The organism is Pseudomonas sp. IT-P171, from assembly GCF_949767765.1.
GTDB classification, from domain to species: domain Bacteria; phylum Pseudomonadota; class Gammaproteobacteria; order Pseudomonadales; family Pseudomonadaceae; genus Aquipseudomonas; species Aquipseudomonas fluorescens_B.
The window spans coordinates 72256-93848 of record NZ_CATKQN010000060.1; the positions used below are offsets into that span (position 1 = coordinate 72256).

Below are 21593 nucleotides of genomic sequence, written 5' to 3' on the forward strand. Positions count from 1 at the left end.
GTAATACTATTTAAGCAAGCAACACTTCCAAAGCGGCGAAATTGCGCTTATGTTACGCCTCAGCTCGAACAATATAGTCATACAATAAGAGAATCGATCATGTCTGATAAGAAACCCACCCTGCGCTCCGCCCAATGGTTTGGCACGGCCGACAAGAACGGCTTCATGTACCGCAGCTGGATGAAGAATCAGGGCATCGCCGACCACCAGTTCCACGGCAAGCCGATCATCGGCATCTGCAACACCTGGTCGGAACTGACCCCGTGCAACGCGCATTTCCGCCAGATTGCGGAACACGTCAAACGCGGCGTGATCGAGGCCGGTGGTTTCCCGGTGGAATTCCCGGTGTTCTCCAACGGTGAATCGAACCTGCGCCCGACCGCCATGCTCACCCGCAACCTGGCGAGCATGGACGTTGAAGAAGCCATTCGCGGCAACCCCATCGATGGCGTGGTGCTGCTGACCGGCTGCGACAAAACCACCCCGGCCTTGTTGATGGGCGCCGCCAGTTGCGACGTGCCAGCGATCGTGGTCACCGGCGGGCCGATGCTCAACGGCAAACACAAGGGCCAGGACATTGGCTCGGGCACCGTGGTCTGGCAGCTCAGCGAACAGGTCAAGGCCGGCACCATCACCATCGATGACTTCCTCGCCGCCGAGGGTGGCATGTCCCGCTCCGCGGGCACCTGCAACACTATGGGCACCGCGTCGACCATGGCCTGCATGGCTGAAGCGCTCGGCACTTCCCTGCCCCACAACGCGGCGATACCGGCGGTGGATGCGCGCCGTTATGTACTGGCGCACATGTCCGGCATGCGTGCAGTGGAGATGGTTCGCGAAGACTTGCGGCTGTCGAAAATCCTCACCAAGGAAGCCTTCGAAAACGCCATTCGTGTGAACGCGGCCATTGGCGGTTCCACCAACGCGGTGATCCATTTGAAAGCCATCGCCGGGCGCATCGGCGTCGAACTGGACCTGGACGACTGGACCCGCATCGGTCGCGGCATGCCGACCATCGTCGACCTGCAACCGTCCGGGCGTTTCCTGATGGAAGAGTTCTACTACGCCGGCGGTTTGCCTGCGGTGCTGCGTCGCCTCGGCGAAGCCAACCTGATCCCCCATCCGAATGCCTTGACCGTCAACGGCAAGACCCTCGGCGAAAACACCAAGGACGCGCCGATCTACGGCCAGGACGAAGTGATCCGCACCCTCGACAACCCGATCCGCGCCGACGGCGGTATCTGCGTATTGCGCGGTAACCTTGCGCCGCTCGGTGCCGTACTCAAACCGTCCGCCGCCAGTGCCGAATTGATGCAGCACCGAGGGCGCGCGGTGGTGTTCGAAAACTTCGACATGTACAAGGCGCGGATCAACGACCCCGAGCTGGACGTCGATGCCAACTCGATTCTGGTGATGAAGAACTGCGGACCGAAGGGTTATCCGGGCATGGCCGAAGTCGGCAACATGGGCTTGCCGGCCAAACTGTTGGCGCAAGGCGTGACCGACATGGTGCGCATTTCCGATGCGCGCATGAGCGGCACGGCGTATGGCACAGTCGTTTTGCATGTGGCACCGGAAGCGGCGGCCGGCGGGCCTTTGGCGACAGTGAAGGAAGGCGACTGGATCGAGCTGGACTGCGCCAATGGCCGGTTGCACCTGGACATTCCGGATGCGGAACTGGCGGCGCGCATGGCCGATCTGCAACCGCCGCAAAACCTGATCGTCGGCGGGTATCGCCAGCTGTACATCGACCATGTGCTACAGGCGGATCAGGGGTGTGACTTTGACTTCCTGGTCGGTTGCCGTGGTTCCGAGGTGCCACGCCACTCGCATTAACCCCCTGAGAACTCTGCAACCACAACAGAACCTGTGGCGAGGGAGCTTGCTCCCGTTGGGCCGCGAAGCGGCCCCAATACTCACAGCTGCGTTTTCTCGGACAGGCTCCCTCGCCACAAGGCATTCGCAGATTTCGAATCTGATGAATGCCCGCCACGCCTGCTATCATGCGCGGCACCTCCATCGCACAGGATCGCGCCGTTCCCCATGGATTACCGCAAACCCTCCGACCGCAAAAGCATGCACTCGCGCATCGTCCAGGAACTGGGCATGCAGATTGTCTCGGGACGCTTCAAACCGGACGACAAGTTGCCCGCCGAAGCCCTGTTGTGCGAGGAATACGCGGTCAGCCGGCCGGTGCTGCGCGAAGCCACTCGCGTGTTGGTCGCCAAAGGCCTGGTGTATTCCCGTCCGCGAGTGGGCACAGTGGTCAAGCAGCGCAAGGAATGGCACATGCTCGACCCGGACGTGCTGCACTGGCTGATGCAAAGCAGCCCGCAGAATCAGTTCTTCGATTTGCTGACCAGTGTGCGCAGCATCATCGAACCGGCAGCGGCGGCCCTCGCCGCGCAGTTCGCCACCGACGCAGACATCGCCTCCATCGGTGAAGCCTACCAACGCATGGAAGCCGCGCCGACGCCTGAAGCCCTGTTGCAACCGGACCTGGACTTCCACAGCCGCATCGCCGATGCCACCCACAACGACCTGTTGGCGAACCTGTGCAACATGCTGTCGGTGGCGATCGCCGAAGCATTGAAGCACTCCAACCAGCGTCCGAATCTGCATGAGCTTGCACTGCCACGGCACAAGGCGATTCTCACGGCCATCGAGAACCGCGATGCGCTGGGTGCACGGCACGCGACGCTGGTGCAATTGGATGATGCGCGCAGTGCGCTGAATGTGGTGTTGGGCGCCGATCCGTCATAAAAACGCGATCCCCTTGCAGAGTTCCAGATACAAAAAGCCGCAACCCTGGTTGCGGCTTTTCTGTTTCTGGCCTGAACGCATGCTTCATGCCGATCGAATCGATCAATGTGCGGTAACCCGCTACCGCACATCCCTTTCGATTCGGTTTTACGTTGAGCAACCACTCATGCAAAGGATTGCATCATGCCCACACCTGCATCACCGCCCGCCACCGCAAGCAACACCGACATCATCGCGCGTGCGGTCCGCACCCGATTCAACACCCGGCCGACATTACGCTCGCAAACCGCCCGCATGCTCAAGGACGGTATTCTGGGAAAATACCCGCAACTGGCATTCGATCCTGACCGAACCAGGATTGCCCAACCGATCCCGGGTGGAGCCTGGCGGCTCACACCGCTTATTGACGTGGTGCTTGAGTTTCTGGCCAGCGGTACATTCCCCGATTTCAGCGAGCAATTCGGTCGCAGCTGCTTTTTGACCAACCGTGCCCCTGCACGACTCGCCGTCAACAACACGACATCGCGGCTGCCTGACCTGCAAGTGATCGCGGAAGTCATTCGCGAGTTACCCGACATTCTCTATATCGGCGCTCAGGAATCATTGACCGACTGCTGGAACGAAAAAGACCAGACCGGCGTCAGCCGCTGGCAATGGCTGGGGGATCTGCTCGCCGGCGTGTTGAAAACCTCCGCGACGCGTCTTGCGACGAATAATGCGTCGCAGGCCGAAATCCTCATGGAGTTGGCCCGCCAACCCGACAAACGTCAACGCCTTCAGCGACCTTGGGCCAAAGGTGCTATTGAAGCCTGCACGCTTCAAGTCACGTTGAGCAGAGGCGACGTGACTATCACGCTGCAGACCCCGGATATCCTGGTGATTTGCGGCGATACCCATTTGTTGTGCAGCGTGACCGGCGATATCGAGTCCTTCCCGACCCGGCAAGCCTTTGGCACGGCATGGAGCGCGCGGCTTCAGCAGGACTTCATGGCTGACGCCATCACGTGGAAGCGTTTTGCACCGGACGGCAACCTCTTTGATACCCAGGCGGCCCTGCTGCTGAACCGGCAACTGCAAGACCTGGAGTCGCTCAAACTGCCTGCACGCCGAAGCCTGGCTGACCTTGAAAAGCAGTTTGACGCGATCACCGATGTCGCCGCACGGTTTATCACCAGCGAGAACCACCCGACAAACCTTCAGCCCTTGCAAGCGACGATTCCCGAATGGTTGCGGGGCGCGGGCGACACAGGTCGTATGGCGTGGCGCAAACACACGTTATCAATGGCCAGCACCCAACAACAGACGCAGGGACGCTCGTTGCGCGACGGCGTCGTTGACCTTCGCACGTTCGCCAGAAATGCACTGCACGCGCAAATGCTCAAGGACCAGCCCCTCGCACCCGGCTACAAGTCCGATGAGCTGGAACTGACCTTTCATGTGCCCGTCGGCGACTTGGGCAGCGGCTACCTCGAACCCGTGCAAATGTCGCTGACCGATCTGGCAATCAACAATCTCGCCGGCAAACCCAGAGGCCGGATGACCATCCGCCACACCGGGAACCAACTGATTCAAGACTGGACCACCGAGGCCTATTTACTGGATCTGGTGAGTCGGGTCGATGTCGGAAAACACTACCCCGAGTACCTCGAAGCGCAACTGCTTGGGCAGAACCCCGAAGCCAGGGAGCGCCTGCGGCTTTTCGGCCTGGAACTGAGCCTGCATTTGCCGCTGCGTGCCCTGGAACACTCGATCAAGGGTGAGCACGGCTTCAGCCTCCTGGGTTATCGATATGTGGAAGCGTTGTTCCAACCGCTGGCTGCCGAGCGGATGGTTGAGGAGCAGTCGATTGTCATCAGGCCTTTGGCATTTCAACGCAGGACCGGCGCCACCTGCGATGTCGTCAGCAACATGTTCATCATCGAGCCGAAAGACTTGAAGGCGGACGGCCCGCATATTCTTTTCCGACCGCTTTACCCCGACTCCCTGCACCAATACCCCAGCCGTCAGGACCTGCTCAGTGCCATTGCGCAAACCGGCCCGTTGCAAACCAGTGTGCTGACCTGGCTGCCGGATCGCGCACGGCCGGTCTACGACAACAACGGATTCACCGAACCCCACATTGTCCACTTCCATAATGGCGACGAGTTTTCACCTCCGGAAAAACCGGAACCGGCGATTCTCGCAGGCGACGAAGCAGTCGGTGACTGGTTCACCGCACTGGAAGAAGGTCGATTGCTGACCAGTCTGTTCGTCAACAACGCACGTGCACTGATTGATCTGGCGGACCGGCAATCGGTGTCGAATGCCGAGAGTCGTTGGGCGATCATCCTCGAGGGAGGCTGGCTGGTATTCAACAACGTGATTCTGCCGCTGTTGCGCGGCCCCGCCATGGTCGTGGGCTGGATGCTGCAAATCGCCCACAGCCTGATCAATGATCTCCCGGCGCTTGACAGTGATGACCCGAAGGCGCGGAACCAGGCATGGATCGATGTGCTGTTGAACATTGGTCTGCTGGTGCTGCATGTGGCCCGAGAGCAAGGCGCCCCGGCACTCTCCGACAGCGCGGCGACGGATTTTCCGGGCCCCCTCGCCTCCCTGCGCCGGCCTTCACAGACATTCACATGGCCCACCGAATCGACCATCATCGAGGACACCCCGGGTCTGCCTTCCGAGCCGCCGGGCAGTGGCAATACCTTGCTCGACTTCAACCTGTCGAGCGCTCGCGATTCGGCATCGGCCCGGTTGTTCGACACGTTACGGGAGGTCCAGGTGCCATGGCCGACACCTCTGCCTGTGCCTATTACAACTGGCGCCTTCAAAGGCTTGTACCGGATCGGCAACACATGGCACGCCACCGTCGCCGGCCTGTTGTTTCGCGTCAGTATCGTGCCCGGCTTCGGCGAGGCGTATCTGATACACCCCGAGCACCCGGATCATCCGGGAATCAAGCTCAAGACCGATGGCAATGGCCACTGGACCCTGGATCAAGGGTTGAAACTGCTCGGCGGCGGGCGCAACGCGCGAATCAACGCCCAGCGTGAAATGACGCAACAACGCATCAGTCTGCTGGAACTGAATCGCCAGGAGTTCGTGGACCAACAAGCCCGGGTGCAGAAGCGTGTCGACATTGCCGAGAACCTGATGCAGCTGAAAAAAAACGACCCTGCCAGCACCGAGCTCGATCGCGCAACGTATAGGCAACGCTTCGTTGATGAACTGGACAAACAGACCGAAAGCTACGCCACGCTGTTGGCCGAGATCAGGGAATTGAACGAACTGACCAAATCCGATCCCGACCCTTTGCAATTGTGCAGCCTGTCTGAAAACCTCATCAACAACGCTCGCAAACGGGTCGTCATTACTGACTGGGAGCGCGAAGCTGTAGATCGCCAGTACGCAGACCTGAGAGGGGGTGTCAGGCATTTGCATGAAGCGATCACCCGCGAGGGTGACGTGATACTGGATCGCTACTTTGAGTTCATGCGCAAAACCGCCGAAATCAACGAAACCATGATCAAGCTTCTTGAACAGGTAGACAGTCGGCTGCTGGAACTCAAGCAGATCCCTCGCCTGGGCATGGAGTACTGGAAGCGGCTGACCGGCAACAGGCCCGAAGATGAAATGACGGCACTGCGAATCAAGAGCTACCAATTGAGCGTCTTACGCCTGCTCAGTCTCAAGGCCCTGGGAAGTAATACCATGAGTGTGCTCGAACGTACCCTCAGCCCCCTGTTGCTGTTGTCTCGCTCCCATGCCGAACTGCAAACGGAGCACACCTACATCAACAGTGACCGGATCGCCGTACTGGACAACCTGGTCGATCAGTACAACAAGGCCCAGGATGGTCTTGAGACGATTGGCATTTTCAGTACCGATGAACTGCAAACACACCCGTTCAATCGGCTGCGCGAGCTCATTGATCAGCTACGCGTGGATGCCGAGCGACGTCTGGCGGAAGCGCTTCAACTGCAGCCGCAATCGGAGGAGCCGTCCACTTCTGCATCCGGGCCCAGGCCGCCGGTGAAGCGTCCTTATTCATGGGCCAGCCGCAAGCGGGTTATCAATACCGCCAAGGGCGCGTTTATCGGAGATCTTCGCCAACGAGTCGCCAACCAGGGAGGAGACATTGTCGACATCAATGACCCTTTCGAGGAAAAGCCATTGGCCTCGTTTCATGAACACGAGCCCAATGTCTGGGTGGAAGTTGTCGATGTCAGGCCCCCGACACCCAAGGCGCCACGCCCCTATCAGCAGCTCAAGGGTGACGCGCGCAAAGCCTTGGCCGATACCGATAAACACGTGCAAAAGATCGAGGGTTACGCCCAACGCGCCAGTTCTCCCAAGGAAATCGAAGAACAACTGCAGCGCGAAGCACAAAAACTGATCGGGTACGCCGATAGCCTGGAACAGCACGAAAGTCCTCCGGCCAACCAGGCTCCCGACGTTTCGCTGATCGACGGCCTCCGGGAAAAGGCGCGCAACCTCGACACCAAGGCGAGCGAGCTTCGCACTCGCATGACCCTCGCCCGGCCGCCCAGTAGCGAGGGTGTGGAGTTTCTGCTGCGCAACAATGCGATGGTTGCGCGAATCATCGGCCAACGGGTTCAGCTGAAAACCGGACGCAAGGATTTCATGCAGGAGTACGTCTTGTTGAATAAAGAAAATCAACCCTGGTGGTACGCGCACTTCCACTATGCCAACGCAGAGGATGCCAAGGCTGACTACACCCAGGCGCACCTGAAAACCAGGGAGCAACGTTTCGAAACCTACGAATCGGCCATGGCCAAGGCAAAAGATCCGAAGCAACAAATCGCTATTCATCATGGGATCATCAGCAAGGAACTGGCCAGCCGCGATTTCTTGCCGCTGCAACCGCGCTGAGTTTTTCAATCGCTCATAAAAAAGCCGCAACCCGGGTTGCGGCTTCTTGTTTTCGCCTGAGGTCAGTGAGCGAACAACGAGTTGCCCTTCTGCCCTGCCAGTTTCTCCGGCTTGATCAGGAACCGCGCCAGCGCCGGCAGCAGCCACAACGCGCCGAACATGTTCCAGAGCAGCATGAAGGTCAGCATCAAGCCCATGTCGGCCTGGAACTTGATGGCCGAGAAAATCCAGGTGCAGACGCCGATCGCCAGGCACAGGCCGGTGAACAATACGGCTTTACCGGTGGACTTCAGCGTTTGGTAGTACGCCTCCTGCAACGGCAGTCCGGCACGCAGGAAGCTTTCCAGACGGCTGTAGATGTAAATGCCGTAGTCCACGCCAATCCCCACACCCAATGCCACCACCGGCAAGGTCGCGACTTTCACCCCGATGCCCATGAAGGCCATCAGGGCATTGCCGAGTACCGAGGTCAGGACCAGCGGCAACACGATGCACAAGGTCGCCGCCCAGGACCGGAAGGTGATCATGCACATGGTCGCGACGCAGATGTAGACGAGGATCAGGATGGTCAGCTCGGATTCCTTGATCACTTCGTTGGTGGCCGCCTCGATACCGGCGTTACCCGCCGCGAGGATGAATTCCAGGCCTTCCTTGTTGTTCTCCTTGGCGAAGTCCTGAACGGCATGGACCGCACGATCCAGCGTTGCAGCCTTGTGATCGTTGAGGAACACCAGCACCGGCGCCAGGGAGCAACTGTTGTTGTACAAACCATCAGCCCGGGCGATGGAGTTGTTCAGCACGTCCGGGTTGCGCGACAGGGTTTCCCACTTCAGGTTGCCCTCGTTCATGCCCTTGATCATCTGCTTGGACACGGTCACCAGCGAGATCGCCGACTGCACGCCCTCGGTGTTCTGCATCTTCCACATCAGCTCGTCGATCGGCGCCATGGCTTCGTAGCGCGAGCAACCTTCGGACTTGGTCTTGACCATCACCACCAACACATCGGAACTGGTGGAGTAGTTGCTGATGATGAAGTTGTTGTCCTTGTTGTAGCGCGAATCCGGACGCAGCTCTGGAGCACCTTGATCGAGGTCGCCGATTTTCAGGTTCTGGCTGTACCAGAGGCCGCCACCGAAGGCCAACAGGGCCAGGGCAATCGACACCGGGGCGACTTTCGGGCTGGCAAAGTTCGACAGCAGGCGCCAGAACGGGTGTTCGCGGTGCGCGTCTTTCTTGCTGCGCTCGACAGCGCGCTTGCTGATGCCGGCGTAGGAAATCGCCACCGGAAGCAGGATCAGGTTGGTAAACACAATCACCGCCACGCCAATCGATGCGCCGATGGCCAGCTCGCGAATCACTCCGATGTCGATGATCAGCAGCGTAATGAAGCCCACCGCATCCGCAAGGATCGCGATCATCCCCGGCAGGAACAATTGGCGGAAGGTGCGCCGCGCCGCAGTCAACGCGTTGTCGGCTTCACTGGACTGCAACGCGATGCCGTTGATCTTCTGTACGCCGTGGGAAATACCAATGGCGAAGATCAGGAACGGCACCAGCATCGAGTACGGATCCAGCCCGAAGCCGAAGAAGTGCATCAGGCCGAGCTGCCAGACCACCGCCACCAGCGTCGTGGTCAACACCGCCACGGTGCTGCGCATGCAGTTGGTGAACCAGTACAACAGAATCAGGGTGATGACGAAGGCGACACCGAAGAACATCACCACCATCACCAGACCATCAATCAGATCGCCGACTTTCTTGGCGAAGCCGACGATGTGGATCTGCACGTTGGGGTTCTGTTTCTCGAACTTGTCGCGGATCTTCTCTTCCAGCTCATGGGAGAACTTGCGGTAGTCCAGGGCCAGTAACTTGCCCTGGTCCTGCGGATCCGGGTAGGACTCCAGCAGCGGGATATCGACGATGCTCGACTTGAAATCGTTGGCCACCAGACGCCCGACCTGCCCGGACTTGAGCACGTTGTTGCGCAGCAGATCGAGGCTTTCCTGGGAGCCGTTGTAGCTCTGCGGAATCACCTCACCACCGGCGAAGCCCTCCTCCGTCACCTCGGTCCAGCGTACGCTCGGACTCCACAGCGACTTGAGGCCCGAACGGTCGACGCCGGAGATATAGAAAACCTCGTCGTTGATCTGGCGCAGGGTCTCCATGTACTCCTTGGAGAAGATGTCGCCGTCGGTGGCTTCCACCGAGATCCGCACGGTATTGCCCAGGTTCGCCAGATCGTTGCGATGCTCCATCATCTTTTGAATGAACGGATGCTCGAGCGGAATCATTTTTTCGAAACTGGTGGATGGCCGGATCAGCGTCGCCTGCCAGAACAGGAAAATGCTCACCAGCAGGCAGATCACGATCACTGCCGGGCGGTTGTTGAAAATCAGGCGCTCAAGAAACGTCGCCTTGTCTTGGTGATGGCTGCTCAAGGATGTCATAGACCCGCCTTCTTATTATTTGCCCGGCTCATTTGGACGACCCGTTTTTTCCATTCTCGGCGCTGGCGCCGGTTGGCGAGGTGACGCGAACGCCGCCCTGTCCCGCCAGGACCAGATTGCCGTTGCCCGCTGCAGTCACCGCCGCGACGGATATGCGATCCGGGCGGTTGAACACGCTGAAGGTTTCGCCGTTATCTTCGCTGCGGATCACGCTGCCACCATTGCCGACGATCACGATGGAGCCGTCATCGAGCAAGGTTGCGCCGGACAGGCCGAACTCCAGTGCACCGCGGGCGGCTTTCAGCTCGACCGGTTCCCAGGTGCTGCCGAAGTCGGTGGAGCGGAACAGGTTGCCGCGCAGACCATAGGCCAGCAGCGTGTTGGCCTGAGCGGTGCCGATCACGCCGAAGAGCGAGCCTTCGTATGGGCCTTCAAGCTTTTCCCAGGTCTGGCCCCAGTCGGCGGAGCGGAACATGCTGCCCTGCTCACCGACGATGAACAGCCCGGCATCCTTGACTGCGGCAATGCCATTGAGGTGGTACTGGTCTTCGTTATCGAGGCGATCACTGGCGTCTTCCCAGTTCTTGCCGCCGTCGGTGGTGGCCAGCAGCGCGCCGTAAGCGCCCACGGCGAAGCCGATGCTGGCGTCCTGGAACCAGACGTCGAGCAGCGGCGATTCGCGTTTCATATCTTCAAACTGCTTGGTCCATGTGACGCCGCCGTCCTCGCTGGCGAGAATCTGTGCGTCATGGCCGACGGCCCAGCCGTGCTTGTCGTCGACAAAATAAACCGAGGTCAGCAGTTGCCGGGTCGGCACCTTGGCCTGGGTCCAGGTCGCGCCCTGGTCATCGGAATACAGGATGTGCCCGCGATCGCCGACCGCTACCAGGCGCTTGCCGGCGTGCACGACATCGAGCATCAGGCTTTTGCTGGCCTTGGCGGATTCAACGGAATAGACAACGTCAGATGCTGGCGCCGCGGCGGCCAGCACAGGTGCCGACAACATGGCACAGCCCAACAGCGAGAGCGCTGTAGCCAGCAACGCGAATTTGCGCAGTGCCGGCGGGCGGCAGGTACCCACACCCATGACAGGCTCACTCATAGACCTTCCCCCATTATTATTGTTAGGTCGTTCAACCTTTCAGGGCGCCGTTAGGGGTGCTCATCGGGATTGAATGGTTAGGAGCATAGTCCTGAAACCCGCAATCCAGAGCCCCTTCGGAAGCTGGCTTATCCTATCGGTGTTTGGAAAGGTCTGACAATCGACGCCACGTTATGTTTTGTTAACCTGGATGGGATGGGTTTGTTCTGAATGGTGGGGTATCAGGTTGGGTGATTGGGTTGGTGGTTGGTGTACATGTCCGTTGCTGCGGTAACGGCGGCTATTGGTTCCGCTCTTACAGCGGGTCACTTGGAGAAGCGCCAAGTAACCAAACGCTTTTGCCCCTTTCGTTCGGTGCCTCGCCAAGGCTCGGCATGCCCTCCTTCCGGTCCTGCTCCGTGGGCCCGCCGCCATCGGCCATCCATGGCCGGGGGCGGCTAACCCGGCATCCACGCCGGGTTGCCCTCTGCGCAGAACCTCCACTCGGCCTAACGAGGGGGCGACCGCCGCCACAGCACCGCGAGGCGGCCGACCGGCCGGCCTGTCATTTGAAGCGTACGCATTTCCCTGTGGGAGCTGGCTTGCCAGCGATGGTCGTTAACGATGACGCGTGCGGTCTGAATGAACGTGGTGTCTGGACCTCCTTCGCCGGCAAGCCAGCTCCCACAGGGGACTCGCGGTAGCTTTTGCTTTTCACCACTCATCAGGCCGAGCGTTAGCTCGCCTGCAGCTCTTGATCTTGATCCACCCGCCCCTTCGGGAGGCTGAGTGGAGGTGTTCATCCGGGGAGTGGCGCGCAGCGCCGTTCGACGCAGTCGAACACGCTGCATGTAGGTCGTCGCGAAGCAGACCGGAGGGCAGTGTCCCCGGATGAATACCGGAGCGAAGGAACGCCGAGCCTCAGCGAGGGGCCGGACGCTCGGGGCGAGCCTTTTTTTGCTTGCTTTTTTTTGGCGTTTGAAAAAAAAGTGAGTCGCCGTAAGGGCGAAACCCTAAGCGGCCGTTACCGCAGGAATGGATATGTACACCATCAAAAAACTCGTCGCCTGATACCCCGTCATCGCAGTTCAAGCCAGCTCCCACAAGGTCCAGGGTGAACCCTGTGGGAACGAACCAGACTCAAGCCAGGCTTTTGCTGACCACTTCAAACACATCGCTGGACAGCTGACCCGAAGCGCGAATCCGCTCCAGCTCGCCTTTCATCAATGCCTGACGAGCGTCGTCGTATTTGCGCCAGCGCGTCAGCGGCGCCAGTTGGCGCGAAGCAATCTGCGGGTTGAAGCCGTTCAGTTCGATCACCAGATCCGCGAGGAAGCGATAACCCGACCCGTCCGCCGCATGAAAGTTGATCAGGTTCTGCCCCGCAAACGCACCAACCAAGGCTCGCACCTTGTTCGGGTTCTTGAGGTTGAACGCCGGATGCTCCATCAACGCCTTGACCCGCTCCAGCCCACCCGGCAAGGTGCTGCCCGCCTGAACGCTGAACCACTGGTCCATGACCAACGGGTTGTCCTTGAAGTGCTCGGCAAAACTCGCCAGCGCCCGCGCCTTGTCTTCTTCGAACGATGAGTTGACCAGCACGGCCAACGCTGTGAGGCGCTCGGTCATATTGTCGCTGGTCTCGAACTGCTCAAGCGTCGCCGCCAGGACTTCAGGCTTACCGCTCAACATCAGGTAAGACAGCGCAATATTCTGCAAGGCGCGACGAGCAAAGTGCTCGGCCTCGGCCACGTACGGGGTTTGTTTCGACAGATCACGGTTGGCCTGGTAACGCAGCCACAGCGCTTCGAACAAGCCGTCCGCCAATTGCTTGCGGGCAAACTCACGGGCGATGTGGATAGCATCGACGTCAGCCACTTCGCTGATCTCGGTCAGATACGCTTCACCCGGCAACGACAGCATTTCGGCAACCATCGCCTGATCCAGCGTTTCGTCCGACAGCACGGTGCGCAACGCACAAACCAGACGCTGATCCATGACCAGCGTCTCGCCCTTCTGTTGCTGAGCGATCAGTTCCTGCAGCACGTGAACCGAGAGTTGCTGACCGGCATCCCAGCGATTGAAGCCGTCGCTGTCATGCTGCATCAGGAACATCAGCTGATCACGGTTGTACGGGAAGCTCAGTTTCACCGGCGCCGAGAAGCCGCGCAGCAACGAAGGCAAAGGCTGTTCAGCGATGTCGAGGAACGTGAAGGTCTGCTCGGCTTCGGTCACCGATATAACCCGCGAAGTTCCCTGTGCGCTGGCTTCGCCGGAAAGACGCAAGGCAATGGCCGCGCCTTTGGAGTCCAGCAGGCCCAACTCGACAGGAATCACGAACGGCAGTTTTTCAACCTTGTCCGGGGTTGGCGGGCAGCTCTGGCGGAAGGTCAGGCTGTAGGTCTTCGCGGCGGCGTCGTAGGACTCGCTCACTGCCAGACGCGGCGTGCCGGCCTGGCTGTACCAGCGTTTGAACTGGGTCAGGTCAACACCGTTGGCATCTTCCATGGCCTTGATGAAGTCGTCGCAGGTCACGGCCTGGCCGTCATGGCGCTCGAAGTACAGGTCGCTGCCTTTGCGGAACCCTTCGGCGCCGAGCAAGGTGTGGATCATGCCGACCACTTCCGAGCCCTTTTCATACACGGTCAGGGTGTAGAAGTTGGAGATCTCGATGAAGCTGTCCGGGCGAACGGCGTGAGCCATGGGACCGGCGTCTTCGGCGAACTGGTGGGTGCGCAGGTAAGCCACGTCCTGAATGCGTTTCACGGTTGCCGAGTTCATGTCGGCGGAGAAACCCGAATCACGGAACACCGTGAAGCCTTCCTTCAGCGACAACTGGAACCAGTCGCGGCAGGTCACGCGGTTGCCCGACCAGTTGTGGAAGTACTCGTGGGCCACGATCGCTTCCACGCGCTGGTGTGCGGCGTCGGTCGCCGTTTCGGCGCGAGCCAGCACGGCGCTGGAGTTGAAGATGTTGAGCCCCTTGTTCTCCATGGCGCCCATGTTGAAGTCGTTGACGGCAACGATCATGAAGATGTCCAGGTCGTACTCGCGACCGTAGACCTCTTCGTCCCAGCGCATGGACTTCTTCAGGCTGTTCATCGCGTGCTGGCACTTGTCGATGTTTTCTGGCTCGACATAGATGCGCAGCGCCACGGAGCGCTCGGTCATGGTGGTGAAGGTGTCTTCGACGCACCACAAATCACCGGCCACCAGCGCAAACAGGTACGCCGGTTTCATGAACGGGTCTTCCCACGTGGCCCAATGACGGCCGTCTTCGCCCGGACCGCTGGCAATCGGGTTGCCGTTGGACAGCAGCACCGGATAGCTGTGCTGCTCGGCGACCACCGTGGTGGTGAACTTGCTCATCACGTCCGGGCGGTCGAGGTAATAGGTGATCTTGCGAAAACCTTCGGCCTCGCACTGAGTGCAGAACATCGTGCCGGACTTGTACAGGCCTTCCAGCGCGGTGTTGGTTTCCGGGTGGATCCTGACGCTGGTGTCGACGGTGAACGTGGTGCTGGTCGGCTGCAGGGTCAGGTGATTCTCGGTCAGTTGGTAATCGGCATCGCTCAACTCGCGATCGGCCAGGGTCACCGACAACAACTCGAGTTGCTGACCATCGAGTACCAGGGGCGGCAGGCCCGGACCCCGCTCAGGATTGCGGCGCATCACCAGTTGCGCATGGACCAGGCTGTGGTCCTCGAACAACTCGAAGGTCAGGTGCGTTTCGTCGATCAGGTACTCGGGCGCCTGATAGTCTTTCAAATAGATCATCTTCGGTTGTTCGGTGCGCATGCTGGAGTCCTTACTGATGCACGGCGAGCTGATAAGCCGTGTACTTACGAATATTGATCACGCCGGTGTCGAAAATCAGGTACTGGCCCTTGATCCCCAGCAGCGTGCCTTCGGCAATCGGGTTTTTGTCCAGGTTGAAACTGACGATTTTGGCCGGGTATTGCTCAACCGGGTAGCGGATTTCGAGCGGCTCTATGTCGGCAATAGTCTGGATTGCCTGTAGGCCGAATCGTTCCTGTAAACCTTGCAAACCTTCGGCGCAGCTATCAAACAGCTGATCGCGAACCTCGGCCAGATCCACCGAAATCGCCTCGCCCTTGAGTAAAGCACGCCAGTTGGTCTTGTCCGCCACCTGACTGCGAAACAGGTCTTCGACAAAGCCCGACTGCTGGCGGGTCGAAACACGCATGATCGGCAACGCCTGACGGGCGCCCTGATCGATCCAGCGGGTCGGCAGCTGGGTGGCGCGGGTAATCCCGACTTTGATCCCGGACGAGTTCGACAGATACACGATGTGATCGGTCATGCAGAACTTCTCGCCCCACTCCGGTTCACGGCAGGTGCCGGCGTCGTAGTGGCAACGCTCCGGGCTCATGATGCAGAGGTCGCACTGCGCCAGTTTGGTCATGCACGGGTAGCAGTAACCCTGGCTGAAACTGGTTTTGGTCTTGCGCCCGCAATGGGAACAGAAGATCGCCCCCAGGTATTCCAGGCGAACCGTGCTGCCGATCAACGGATTGACCGGCACCTCGACCTCGCCCAGACGAAACGCGTACTGCACGTCGGACCCGTCCAGGCGAGCCGACATTTTACTGACTGCACCGCGGCCAATCTCGATCAATGGATGGCATCCGACTTGAACAGGATATTCGGTACGGTAATCGACTTGGAGCTGCACTCCTGCGGGCCCATGTAGCCAGTGCGCTCTTCTTCCGGCAGGTTCTGGATTTCCCAGGCGATCATCGCTTGCAGCGACAGTTCACGTTGCTCGGCGGTGAGTTTGCCACCGTCCGACCATTTACCGATTTCCACCGCCAGTTTCAGGCTCTGGTAGATATCCGGGGTGATGTTTTTGATCATTTCGTTAAAAGAGGACATCAAGGTCTCCGCGCTCTTTGATTCACATACGATTCTGGACGGCCAGTTTACGGCGGTTGTACAAACCGCCCAACAAACCGGTAAGGCATCCGACGAGCAACCCGCCGACGTGGGCGGCGTTGGCAATTTCACCGAAGCCGATCATCGAGACCAGCCCGGACAGGCACAGCAGCAGCCATATCAGCATCATGACCAGTACGCCGCGCGGCAGGCGATAAGCCCGGTTCGGCGACAGAATCTGGAAGATCCAGCAATGCCCGAGCAGGCCGTACAGCACACCGGACAACCCGCCAAACAAGGTGGGGCCGCTGAAAACGAACTGGGCGTAATTGGACACGAGGGCAAACAGCAAGGTCAGGCCGATCAGGTTGATGCCGCCCTGGCGCGACTCGATGCGCCGTCCCAGCTCCCAGTACCACATGCCGTTCATGGCCAGGTGCAGGAAACCGAAGTGGATCAGCATCGGCGTCACCAGACGCCACCACTGCCCCGCCGCCAGGCTGTCAGCCAGTGGCACAAAATGGATGTACTCGCCGACCACCCGGAAATCGAGGAAGGTCAGCCAGCGCAGGGTGTCGAGGTTTTCGCCCAGCAGCGTCACCGCGCCGACGATCAGGCTCAGCAACAGCACCAGTGCAGTTGCTTTGGCGTGACGCAATTGCTCGGTGAAACCGGGGCGCTTTGTGGTTTTCGCCACCGGAATGTCGAGTTGGTGATCGGGATCACCCGCCGGGAAACGCTCGTACAACGCACGAACGTCTTCACTGATACTGGCGGGCACCCACAGCACCTGCTCGCCCTGCTCTTCGCTGACCCTATGCGGCACCTGCATGCGTTGCAGCAGTATGACGAACCCGCTCAGATCCACCGCCAGCGGCAGGCGCAATACCGGAACGGCGCTCATCGCAAGGCCTCGGGGCGTTCGACATCGACCCAGACAAACTTGTGCGGATCGAGCCGGGTTTCCCCGTCCAGACGATAGGCAACCAGTTTGCCGTAGAGCACCGCGCTGTAATCCAGGCAGGCCAGGTTCGGGCGGATCGGCGCCGGTTTACCGCTGCGCCAGTAGTGGCCGACGAACAACAGGGGCTCGTCAATGCCATAGCGCAACAAGGTGTCTTTTTCGGTGGAGGACAGCGGCGTTCGGGCCACGGGTTCCGGCAAGGCGTCCGGCTGGAACACAATGTCGCCGTAGGTTTGCGGGTCGTCTTCCCAGAACTTGGTGCGGAAGAACGAGCGCGTCAGGCCATCGCCGCTGGTCATGGTCAAACCGTGAGGCAGGCGCATGTCGGTGCCGCGCAGCAAGCGGTCGAACACGGTGCAGGCAAAGCTGCCCGGCACGGCCGACGCCTGGAGGAAATGTTCATCGACGCAACCATCGGCAAACAGCGCGCGCAACGGTTCGATCAGGCCCGAATCCCAGCAGGCGTGTACCACGCGGAAGCGCCCGGCATCCAGAAACAGGGGTAATTCGTAGAACCATTGCTGGAAGTCATGCCAGTCGCCGGGGTGATCTTCAAACTGGGTCAGGGTTTCGCCCAGCAGACGCGCATGACGCGGGGTGTGCTCACGAACGAACTGCTTGCCGCTGCCCGGAGGTGCCGGCGTGCTCCAGCCCAGTGCGTTGAATTCGTGGTTGCCCATGATGCACAACGCCTGCCCAGCCTCGACCATATCGTGGACGATGTGCAGCGCCTCGCGAATCCTCGGGCCACGGTCGATGATGTCACCAACGAACACCGCCATGCGCGACGCATGCCGCCAGACACCACCTTGTTTGTGATAACCGAGCCGGTCGAGCAAGTGCTCAAGGGTCAGAGCGCATCCGTGCACGTCACCGATCAGGTCGTAACTTCGTGCGGGATCGAGCATCAGTCGCCTCCACCCCCCAACTTGCTGCCCCAGCCGAGCTTGGTCCGGCAGACTTCGTAGTAGTTGTGGTCGAGCGGGTGAATCAGCCGCAGCTTCTGCGCTTTCTTGCTGATGGTGATGGTGTCACCCGGCGCGCAGGTGAAGTGGTTCTGCCCGTCACAGGAGACTTGCGGGTAGATCTGCATATCCTTGGACACGACGATTTTCAGCTCACTGTTGCCATCGACCACAATTGGCCTGCCTGACAAGGTATGGGGGTACATCGGCACAATCACAATAGCGTCGAGCTTGGGATGCATGATCGGGCCACCCGCCGACAGTGCGTAAGCGGTCGAACCGGTCGGCGTGGCGACGATCAGGCCGTCGGCCTTCTGGCTGCAGACGAACTGTCCATCAATGTACAGCTCGAACTCGATCATCCGCGTCGATTTGCCGGGGTGCAGCACCACATCGTTCAGTGCATCGCCCTGCCCGATGGCCTCGGCGTGACGCCGGACCTCAGCCTGCAGCAGGAAGCGGTTTTCCACCAGATAGTGGCCGTCGAGCACTTCGGCGACTTTGACTTCGAGTTCGTCCGGGCGGATATCGGTGAGGAAACCCAGGCTGCCCCGGTTGATGCCGAGTACCGGAATATTGTGCCGGGCCAGTGCGCGCGCAGCGCCGAGCAGGCTACCGTCACCACCGACCACAATCACCATGTCACAGACTTCACCGAGCATCTTGCGCGACGAGGTTTGCAGGCCATGACCCGGCAGCACTTCGGCGATAGTGTCTTCGAGGATCACGTGCAGGTGACGATCGAGCAGAAACCGTTTCAGTCGGCGGACGGTGTCCAGCACCTGCGAACTGCCCAGGCGACCGATGATGCCGATATTACGAAATTGCTCCATGGGGCTCCTATTGGGACGCGGGGGCCTGCGACGGCGAAAAACACGATTATGGGCGAAAGCGCGGGATAGACAAAATCCTTTCAGCCACAAGGGTGTACTCATGTTTAGGGCTATGCTCGCAAGATGATCCTATTTCCCGATTTGCTGCAGTTACCCCACCAGTTGCGCCACCCGGAAGTGCGTGACCTGGCGTGGGTCATCCTTGCGCCGCCGATGCTGGAGGTTACGCCGTGGCCGCAACGCCATCCGCTGGCCGGTAGTGACTGGGTGCAGGCGCCGGAGCGGCTGGAGCATTGGCTGCGGCAACTGGATCGCGACAGTTATGACTTGCTGCACTGGCTGGCCCAGGCCCGGACCCGGCGCCTGGGTCTGTACTATGAACGGCTGTGGCAATACGCCGTGCGGCATGCGCCGGGCATCGATCTGATTGCCGCCAATATGCCGATCCGCCGCGAGGGGCATACGCTGGGCGAGCTGGACATGCTGCTGCGTGATCGCGACGGCGTGCATCACCTGGAACTGGCAATCAAGCTTTACCTGGGCCCGCAAGACGGCGATGGGCACGACACGGCACATTGGCTGGGCCCGGGTTGCCACGATCGGCTGGACCGTAAACTGGCTCACCTGAGTCAGCATCAGTTGCCCATTTCCGCCCGGCCCGAGAGCCGTGAAGTGCTGGCGGCGCTGGACATTCAGCAGTTCAGTGCGCATTTGTGGCTGGGCGGGTATTTGTTGTATCCGTGGCCGGGGCAGTCCCAACCACCGGACGGCGCACATCCGCAACATTTACGCGGAAGCTGGCTGCATCAAAAGGACTGGAAGGATTTTGTCGCACAGCGTCCGCTCGGGCGCTGGCAACCCCTGCCCCGCCATGCCTGGCTGGCGCCGGCGCATTATCCGGTGGAGCAGACCTGGAACACGGAACAACTGGAGGCGTGGCTCAGCGAGCTGGAGCCGCTGGCGCCGGCGCAGTTGCTGGTGCGTTTGATCGAGAATGCCGAGGGCGATTGGGAAGAGGCAGAGCGGTTGTTTCTGGTGGCGGATCTTTGGCCGAATGTGCCGGGCAATGGTTGAGATTCATGGTGAATGGACGGGTCTCATCGCGGGCAAGCCCGCGACAGGGCCAACCCGGTTTAAACGGACAACCGCACGGCCAGCGCCGCCAACGTCAGCAGCAACACCGGCACCGTCAACACAATCCCGACCCTGAAGTAATACCCCCATCCGATCCGGATACTCTTGCGCTCCAGCACATGCAGCCACAACAACGTCGCCAGGCTGCCGATCGGCGTAATCTTCGGCCCAAGGTCACTGCCGATGACGTTGGCGTAGATCATCGCTTCCTTCACCACGCCTGTTGCCTGGCTGGCATCAATCGACAGCAAACCAATCAGCACCGTCGGCAGATTGTTCATCATCGACGACAGGAGCGCGGTCAGCACACCGGTGCCCATCGCTGCGCCCCAAACGCCATAACCGGCAAAACCGTTCAGCCAGCCCGCCAGATACCCGGTGAGTCCGGCGTTGCGCAGCCCGTAGACCACCAGATACATGCCCAGCGAGAAAATCACGATCTGCCACGGTGCTTCTTTCATCACCTTGCGCGTGGAAATCTTGTGGCCCCGGGCCGCAATGGCCAGCAGCAACGCCGCGCACACCGCCGAAATGGCACTGATGGGAATGCCCAGCGGTTCCAGCGCAAAACAGCCAAGCAACAGGATCACCAAGACCACCCAACCCGCTAAAAAAGTCGCTTTGTCGTGGATGGCGCTGGCCGGATGCGCCAGTTGCTGCGGATCGTAATCCTTGGGAATGTCGCGTCGAAAGAACCACATCAGCACCGCCAGCGTCGCCGCGACGCTGACCAGATTGACCGGGATCATCACCGCCGCATAGCGATTGAAACTGATGTGAAAAAAGTCGGCGGAAACGATGTTCACCAGGTTCGACACCACCAATGGCAGGCTTGCGGTGTCGGCGATGAACCCGGCGCCCATCACGAACGCCAGCGTCGTTGCGGGTGAAAAACGCAACGCCAGTAACATGGAAATCACGATGGGCGTGAGGATCAGCGCCGCACCGTCATTGGCAAACAGCGCTGACACCAGCGCGCCGAGCAGCACCATGTAGGCAAACAGCTTGCGCCCACTGCCATGACCCCAGCGCGCGACATGCAACGCCGCCCAGGCAAAGAACCCTGCCTCGTCCAGCAACAGGCTGATGATGATCAGCGCGACAAAGGTGCCGGTGGCGTTCCAGATGATCTGCCACACCAGCGGGATATCGCTCAGGTGCACCACCCCGAAAATCAGCGCCAGCACCGCACCGAGTACCGCACTCCAGCCGACGCCGAGGCCTTTGGGTTGCCAGATCACCAGGGTAATGGTCAGCAGGAAAATCAACGACGCTATAAGCATGTAAAGCAGCCTTCAAAAGAAATCGGGGTTAGCAGCAGCGCACCGGGCGATCAGCCATGGCCTGCAAACGGGCGACGTCAGCAGCGAGCCATTCGCCGTGATCCGCCAATGCGCCTTGCAACAGTGTGATAACCCACGGCGATAGTTGCGGGTGCAGGCGATAAAACACCCATTGCCCCTGACGACGATCCGACAGCAGCCCGTTGCTGCGCAATTGCGCCAGATGACGCGAGATCTTCGGTTGGCTGAGGTCCAGCCCGGCAGGGCCTTGAAAACATCGACGGGACCACGGGAATAGGACATGTGGGAACACGCCTCCAGACAAACGAGGCGTGAATATATGGAA

At 60.0% G+C, this 21593-nt stretch carries 14 protein-coding genes; 4 read left to right on the forward strand and 10 right to left on the reverse strand.

Features of this window, described 5'->3' with window-relative positions; all coding sequences use genetic code 11:
• The first annotated feature begins 99 nt into the window (after positions 1 to 99).
• From ACM6I5_RS29430 to ACM6I5_RS29440, 3 genes are all read left to right on the forward strand, one after another.
• The gene (locus ACM6I5_RS29430; protein ID WP_414878258.1) at positions 100 to 1836 is read left to right on the forward strand and encodes an IlvD/Edd family dehydratase; all 1737 of its coding nucleotides are present in this window, start codon (positions 100 to 102) and stop codon (positions 1834 to 1836) included.
• Positions 1837 to 2043: 207 nt separating this feature from the next.
• The gene (locus ACM6I5_RS29435; protein ID WP_414885202.1) at positions 2044 to 2763 is read left to right on the forward strand and encodes a FadR/GntR family transcriptional regulator; all 720 of its coding nucleotides are present in this window, start codon (positions 2044 to 2046) and stop codon (positions 2761 to 2763) included.
• Positions 2764 to 2946: 183 nt separating this feature from the next.
• Positions 2947 to 7644 carry a dermonecrotic toxin domain-containing protein gene (locus ACM6I5_RS29440; RefSeq protein ID WP_414885204.1) on the forward strand — a complete coding sequence of 1566 codons (4698 nt, stop codon included), beginning with the start codon at positions 2947 to 2949 and terminating at the stop codon, positions 7642 to 7644.
• Between the two features lie 62 nt (positions 7645 to 7706).
• Here the strand turns inward: ACM6I5_RS29440 and ACM6I5_RS29445 are convergent, their stop codons facing one another.
• From ACM6I5_RS29445 to ACM6I5_RS29480, 8 genes are all read right to left on the reverse strand, one after another.
• A complete protein-coding gene (locus ACM6I5_RS29445; RefSeq protein ID WP_414885205.1) occupies positions 7707 to 10091 on the reverse strand; it encodes an efflux RND transporter permease subunit in 2385 nt (794 codons plus the stop codon).
• Positions 10092 to 10119: 28 nt separating this feature from the next.
• Positions 10120 to 11193 carry a WD40/YVTN/BNR-like repeat-containing protein gene (locus ACM6I5_RS29450; protein WP_414885206.1) on the reverse strand — a complete coding sequence of 358 codons (1074 nt, stop codon included), beginning with the start codon at positions 11191 to 11193 and terminating at the stop codon, positions 10120 to 10122.
• 1119 nt (positions 11194 to 12312) lie between these two features.
• Positions 12313 to 14970: an aminopeptidase N gene (gene pepN, locus ACM6I5_RS29455; RefSeq protein ID WP_414885207.1), complete on the reverse strand. Its 2658-nt coding sequence runs from the start codon at positions 14968 to 14970 to the stop codon at positions 12313 to 12315.
• A gap of 10 nt (positions 14971 to 14980) precedes the next feature.
• The gene (locus tag ACM6I5_RS29460; RefSeq protein WP_017338279.1) at positions 14981 to 15811 is read right to left on the reverse strand and encodes a DUF2797 domain-containing protein; all 831 of its coding nucleotides are present in this window, start codon (positions 15809 to 15811) and stop codon (positions 14981 to 14983) included.
• On the reverse strand, positions 15808 to 16068 hold the full coding sequence (locus ACM6I5_RS29465) for a YeaC family protein (protein ID WP_017338278.1): 261 nt from the start codon (positions 16066 to 16068) through the stop codon (positions 15808 to 15810). Before ACM6I5_RS29465 ends, ACM6I5_RS29460 begins: the two co-directional genes overlap by 4 nt.
• A 22-nt stretch (positions 16069 to 16090) precedes the next feature.
• On the reverse strand, positions 16091 to 16972 hold the full coding sequence (locus tag ACM6I5_RS29470; protein WP_414878260.1) for a rhomboid family intramembrane serine protease: 882 nt from the start codon (positions 16970 to 16972) through the stop codon (positions 16091 to 16093).
• Positions 16969 to 17943, reverse strand: a complete 975-nt coding sequence (locus tag ACM6I5_RS29475; protein WP_193393031.1) for a metallophosphoesterase — start codon at positions 17941 to 17943, stop codon at positions 16969 to 16971. Before ACM6I5_RS29475 ends, ACM6I5_RS29470 begins: the two co-directional genes overlap by 4 nt.
• Positions 17940 to 18830, reverse strand: coding sequence for an NAD(+) kinase (locus tag ACM6I5_RS29480; protein WP_007906781.1), 891 nt, complete (start codon positions 18828 to 18830; stop codon positions 17940 to 17942). Before ACM6I5_RS29480 ends, ACM6I5_RS29475 begins: the two co-directional genes overlap by 4 nt.
• Positions 18831 to 18953: 123 nt before the next feature.
• On the opposite strand from ACM6I5_RS29480, the gene ACM6I5_RS29485 reads away from it, so the two are divergent.
• Positions 18954 to 19904 (forward strand): DUF1853 family protein, encoded by a 951-nt coding sequence (locus ACM6I5_RS29485; protein ID WP_017338275.1) that lies wholly within the window; start codon positions 18954 to 18956, stop codon positions 19902 to 19904.
• Between the two features lie 59 nt (positions 19905 to 19963).
• Here ACM6I5_RS29485 and ACM6I5_RS29490 read toward each other — a convergent pair whose 3' ends face one another.
• Positions 19964 to 21247 (reverse strand): arsenic transporter, encoded by a 1284-nt coding sequence (locus ACM6I5_RS29490; protein WP_414885208.1) that lies wholly within the window; start codon positions 21245 to 21247, stop codon positions 19964 to 19966.
• Between the two features lie 28 nt (positions 21248 to 21275).
• Entirely contained in the window at positions 21276 to 21560 is a 285-nt protein-coding gene (locus tag ACM6I5_RS29495; protein WP_414885209.1) for an ArsR family transcriptional regulator, read from the reverse strand.
• Positions 21561 to 21593 lie beyond the last annotated feature (33 nt).

What these genes read in the sequence shown, in the direction of transcription:
- ACM6I5_RS29430 (WP_414878258.1), top strand. Translation starts at nt 100, where the DNA reads ATGTCTGATAAGAAACCCACCCTGCGCTCCGCCCAATGGTTTGGCACG.
- ACM6I5_RS29435 (WP_414885202.1), top strand. Translation starts at nt 2,044, where the DNA reads ATGGATTACCGCAAACCCTCCGACCGCAAAAGCATGCACTCGCGCATC.
- ACM6I5_RS29440 (WP_414885204.1), top strand. Translation starts at nt 2,947, where the DNA reads ATGCCCACACCTGCATCACCGCCCGCCACCGCAAGCAACACCGACATC.
- ACM6I5_RS29445 (WP_414885205.1), bottom strand. Translation starts at nt 10,091, where the DNA reads ATGACATCCTTGAGCAGCCATCACCAAGACAAGGCGACGTTTCTTGAG.
- ACM6I5_RS29450 (WP_414885206.1), bottom strand. Translation starts at nt 11,193, where the DNA reads ATGAGTGAGCCTGTCATGGGTGTGGGTACCTGCCGCCCGCCGGCACTG.
- pepN (WP_414885207.1), bottom strand. Translation starts at nt 14,970, where the DNA reads ATGCGCACCGAACAACCGAAGATGATCTATTTGAAAGACTATCAGGCG.
- ACM6I5_RS29465 (WP_017338278.1), bottom strand. Translation starts at nt 16,068, where the DNA reads ATGTCCTCTTTTAACGAAATGATCAAAAACATCACCCCGGATATCTAC.
- ACM6I5_RS29470 (WP_414878260.1), bottom strand. Translation starts at nt 16,972, where the DNA reads ATGAGCGCCGTTCCGGTATTGCGCCTGCCGCTGGCGGTGGATCTGAGC.
- ACM6I5_RS29480 (WP_007906781.1), bottom strand. Translation starts at nt 18,830, where the DNA reads ATGGAGCAATTTCGTAATATCGGCATCATCGGTCGCCTGGGCAGTTCG.
- ACM6I5_RS29485 (WP_017338275.1), top strand. Translation starts at nt 18,954, where the DNA reads ATGATCCTATTTCCCGATTTGCTGCAGTTACCCCACCAGTTGCGCCAC.
- ACM6I5_RS29490 (WP_414885208.1), bottom strand. Translation starts at nt 21,247, where the DNA reads ATGCTTATAGCGTCGTTGATTTTCCTGCTGACCATTACCCTGGTGATC.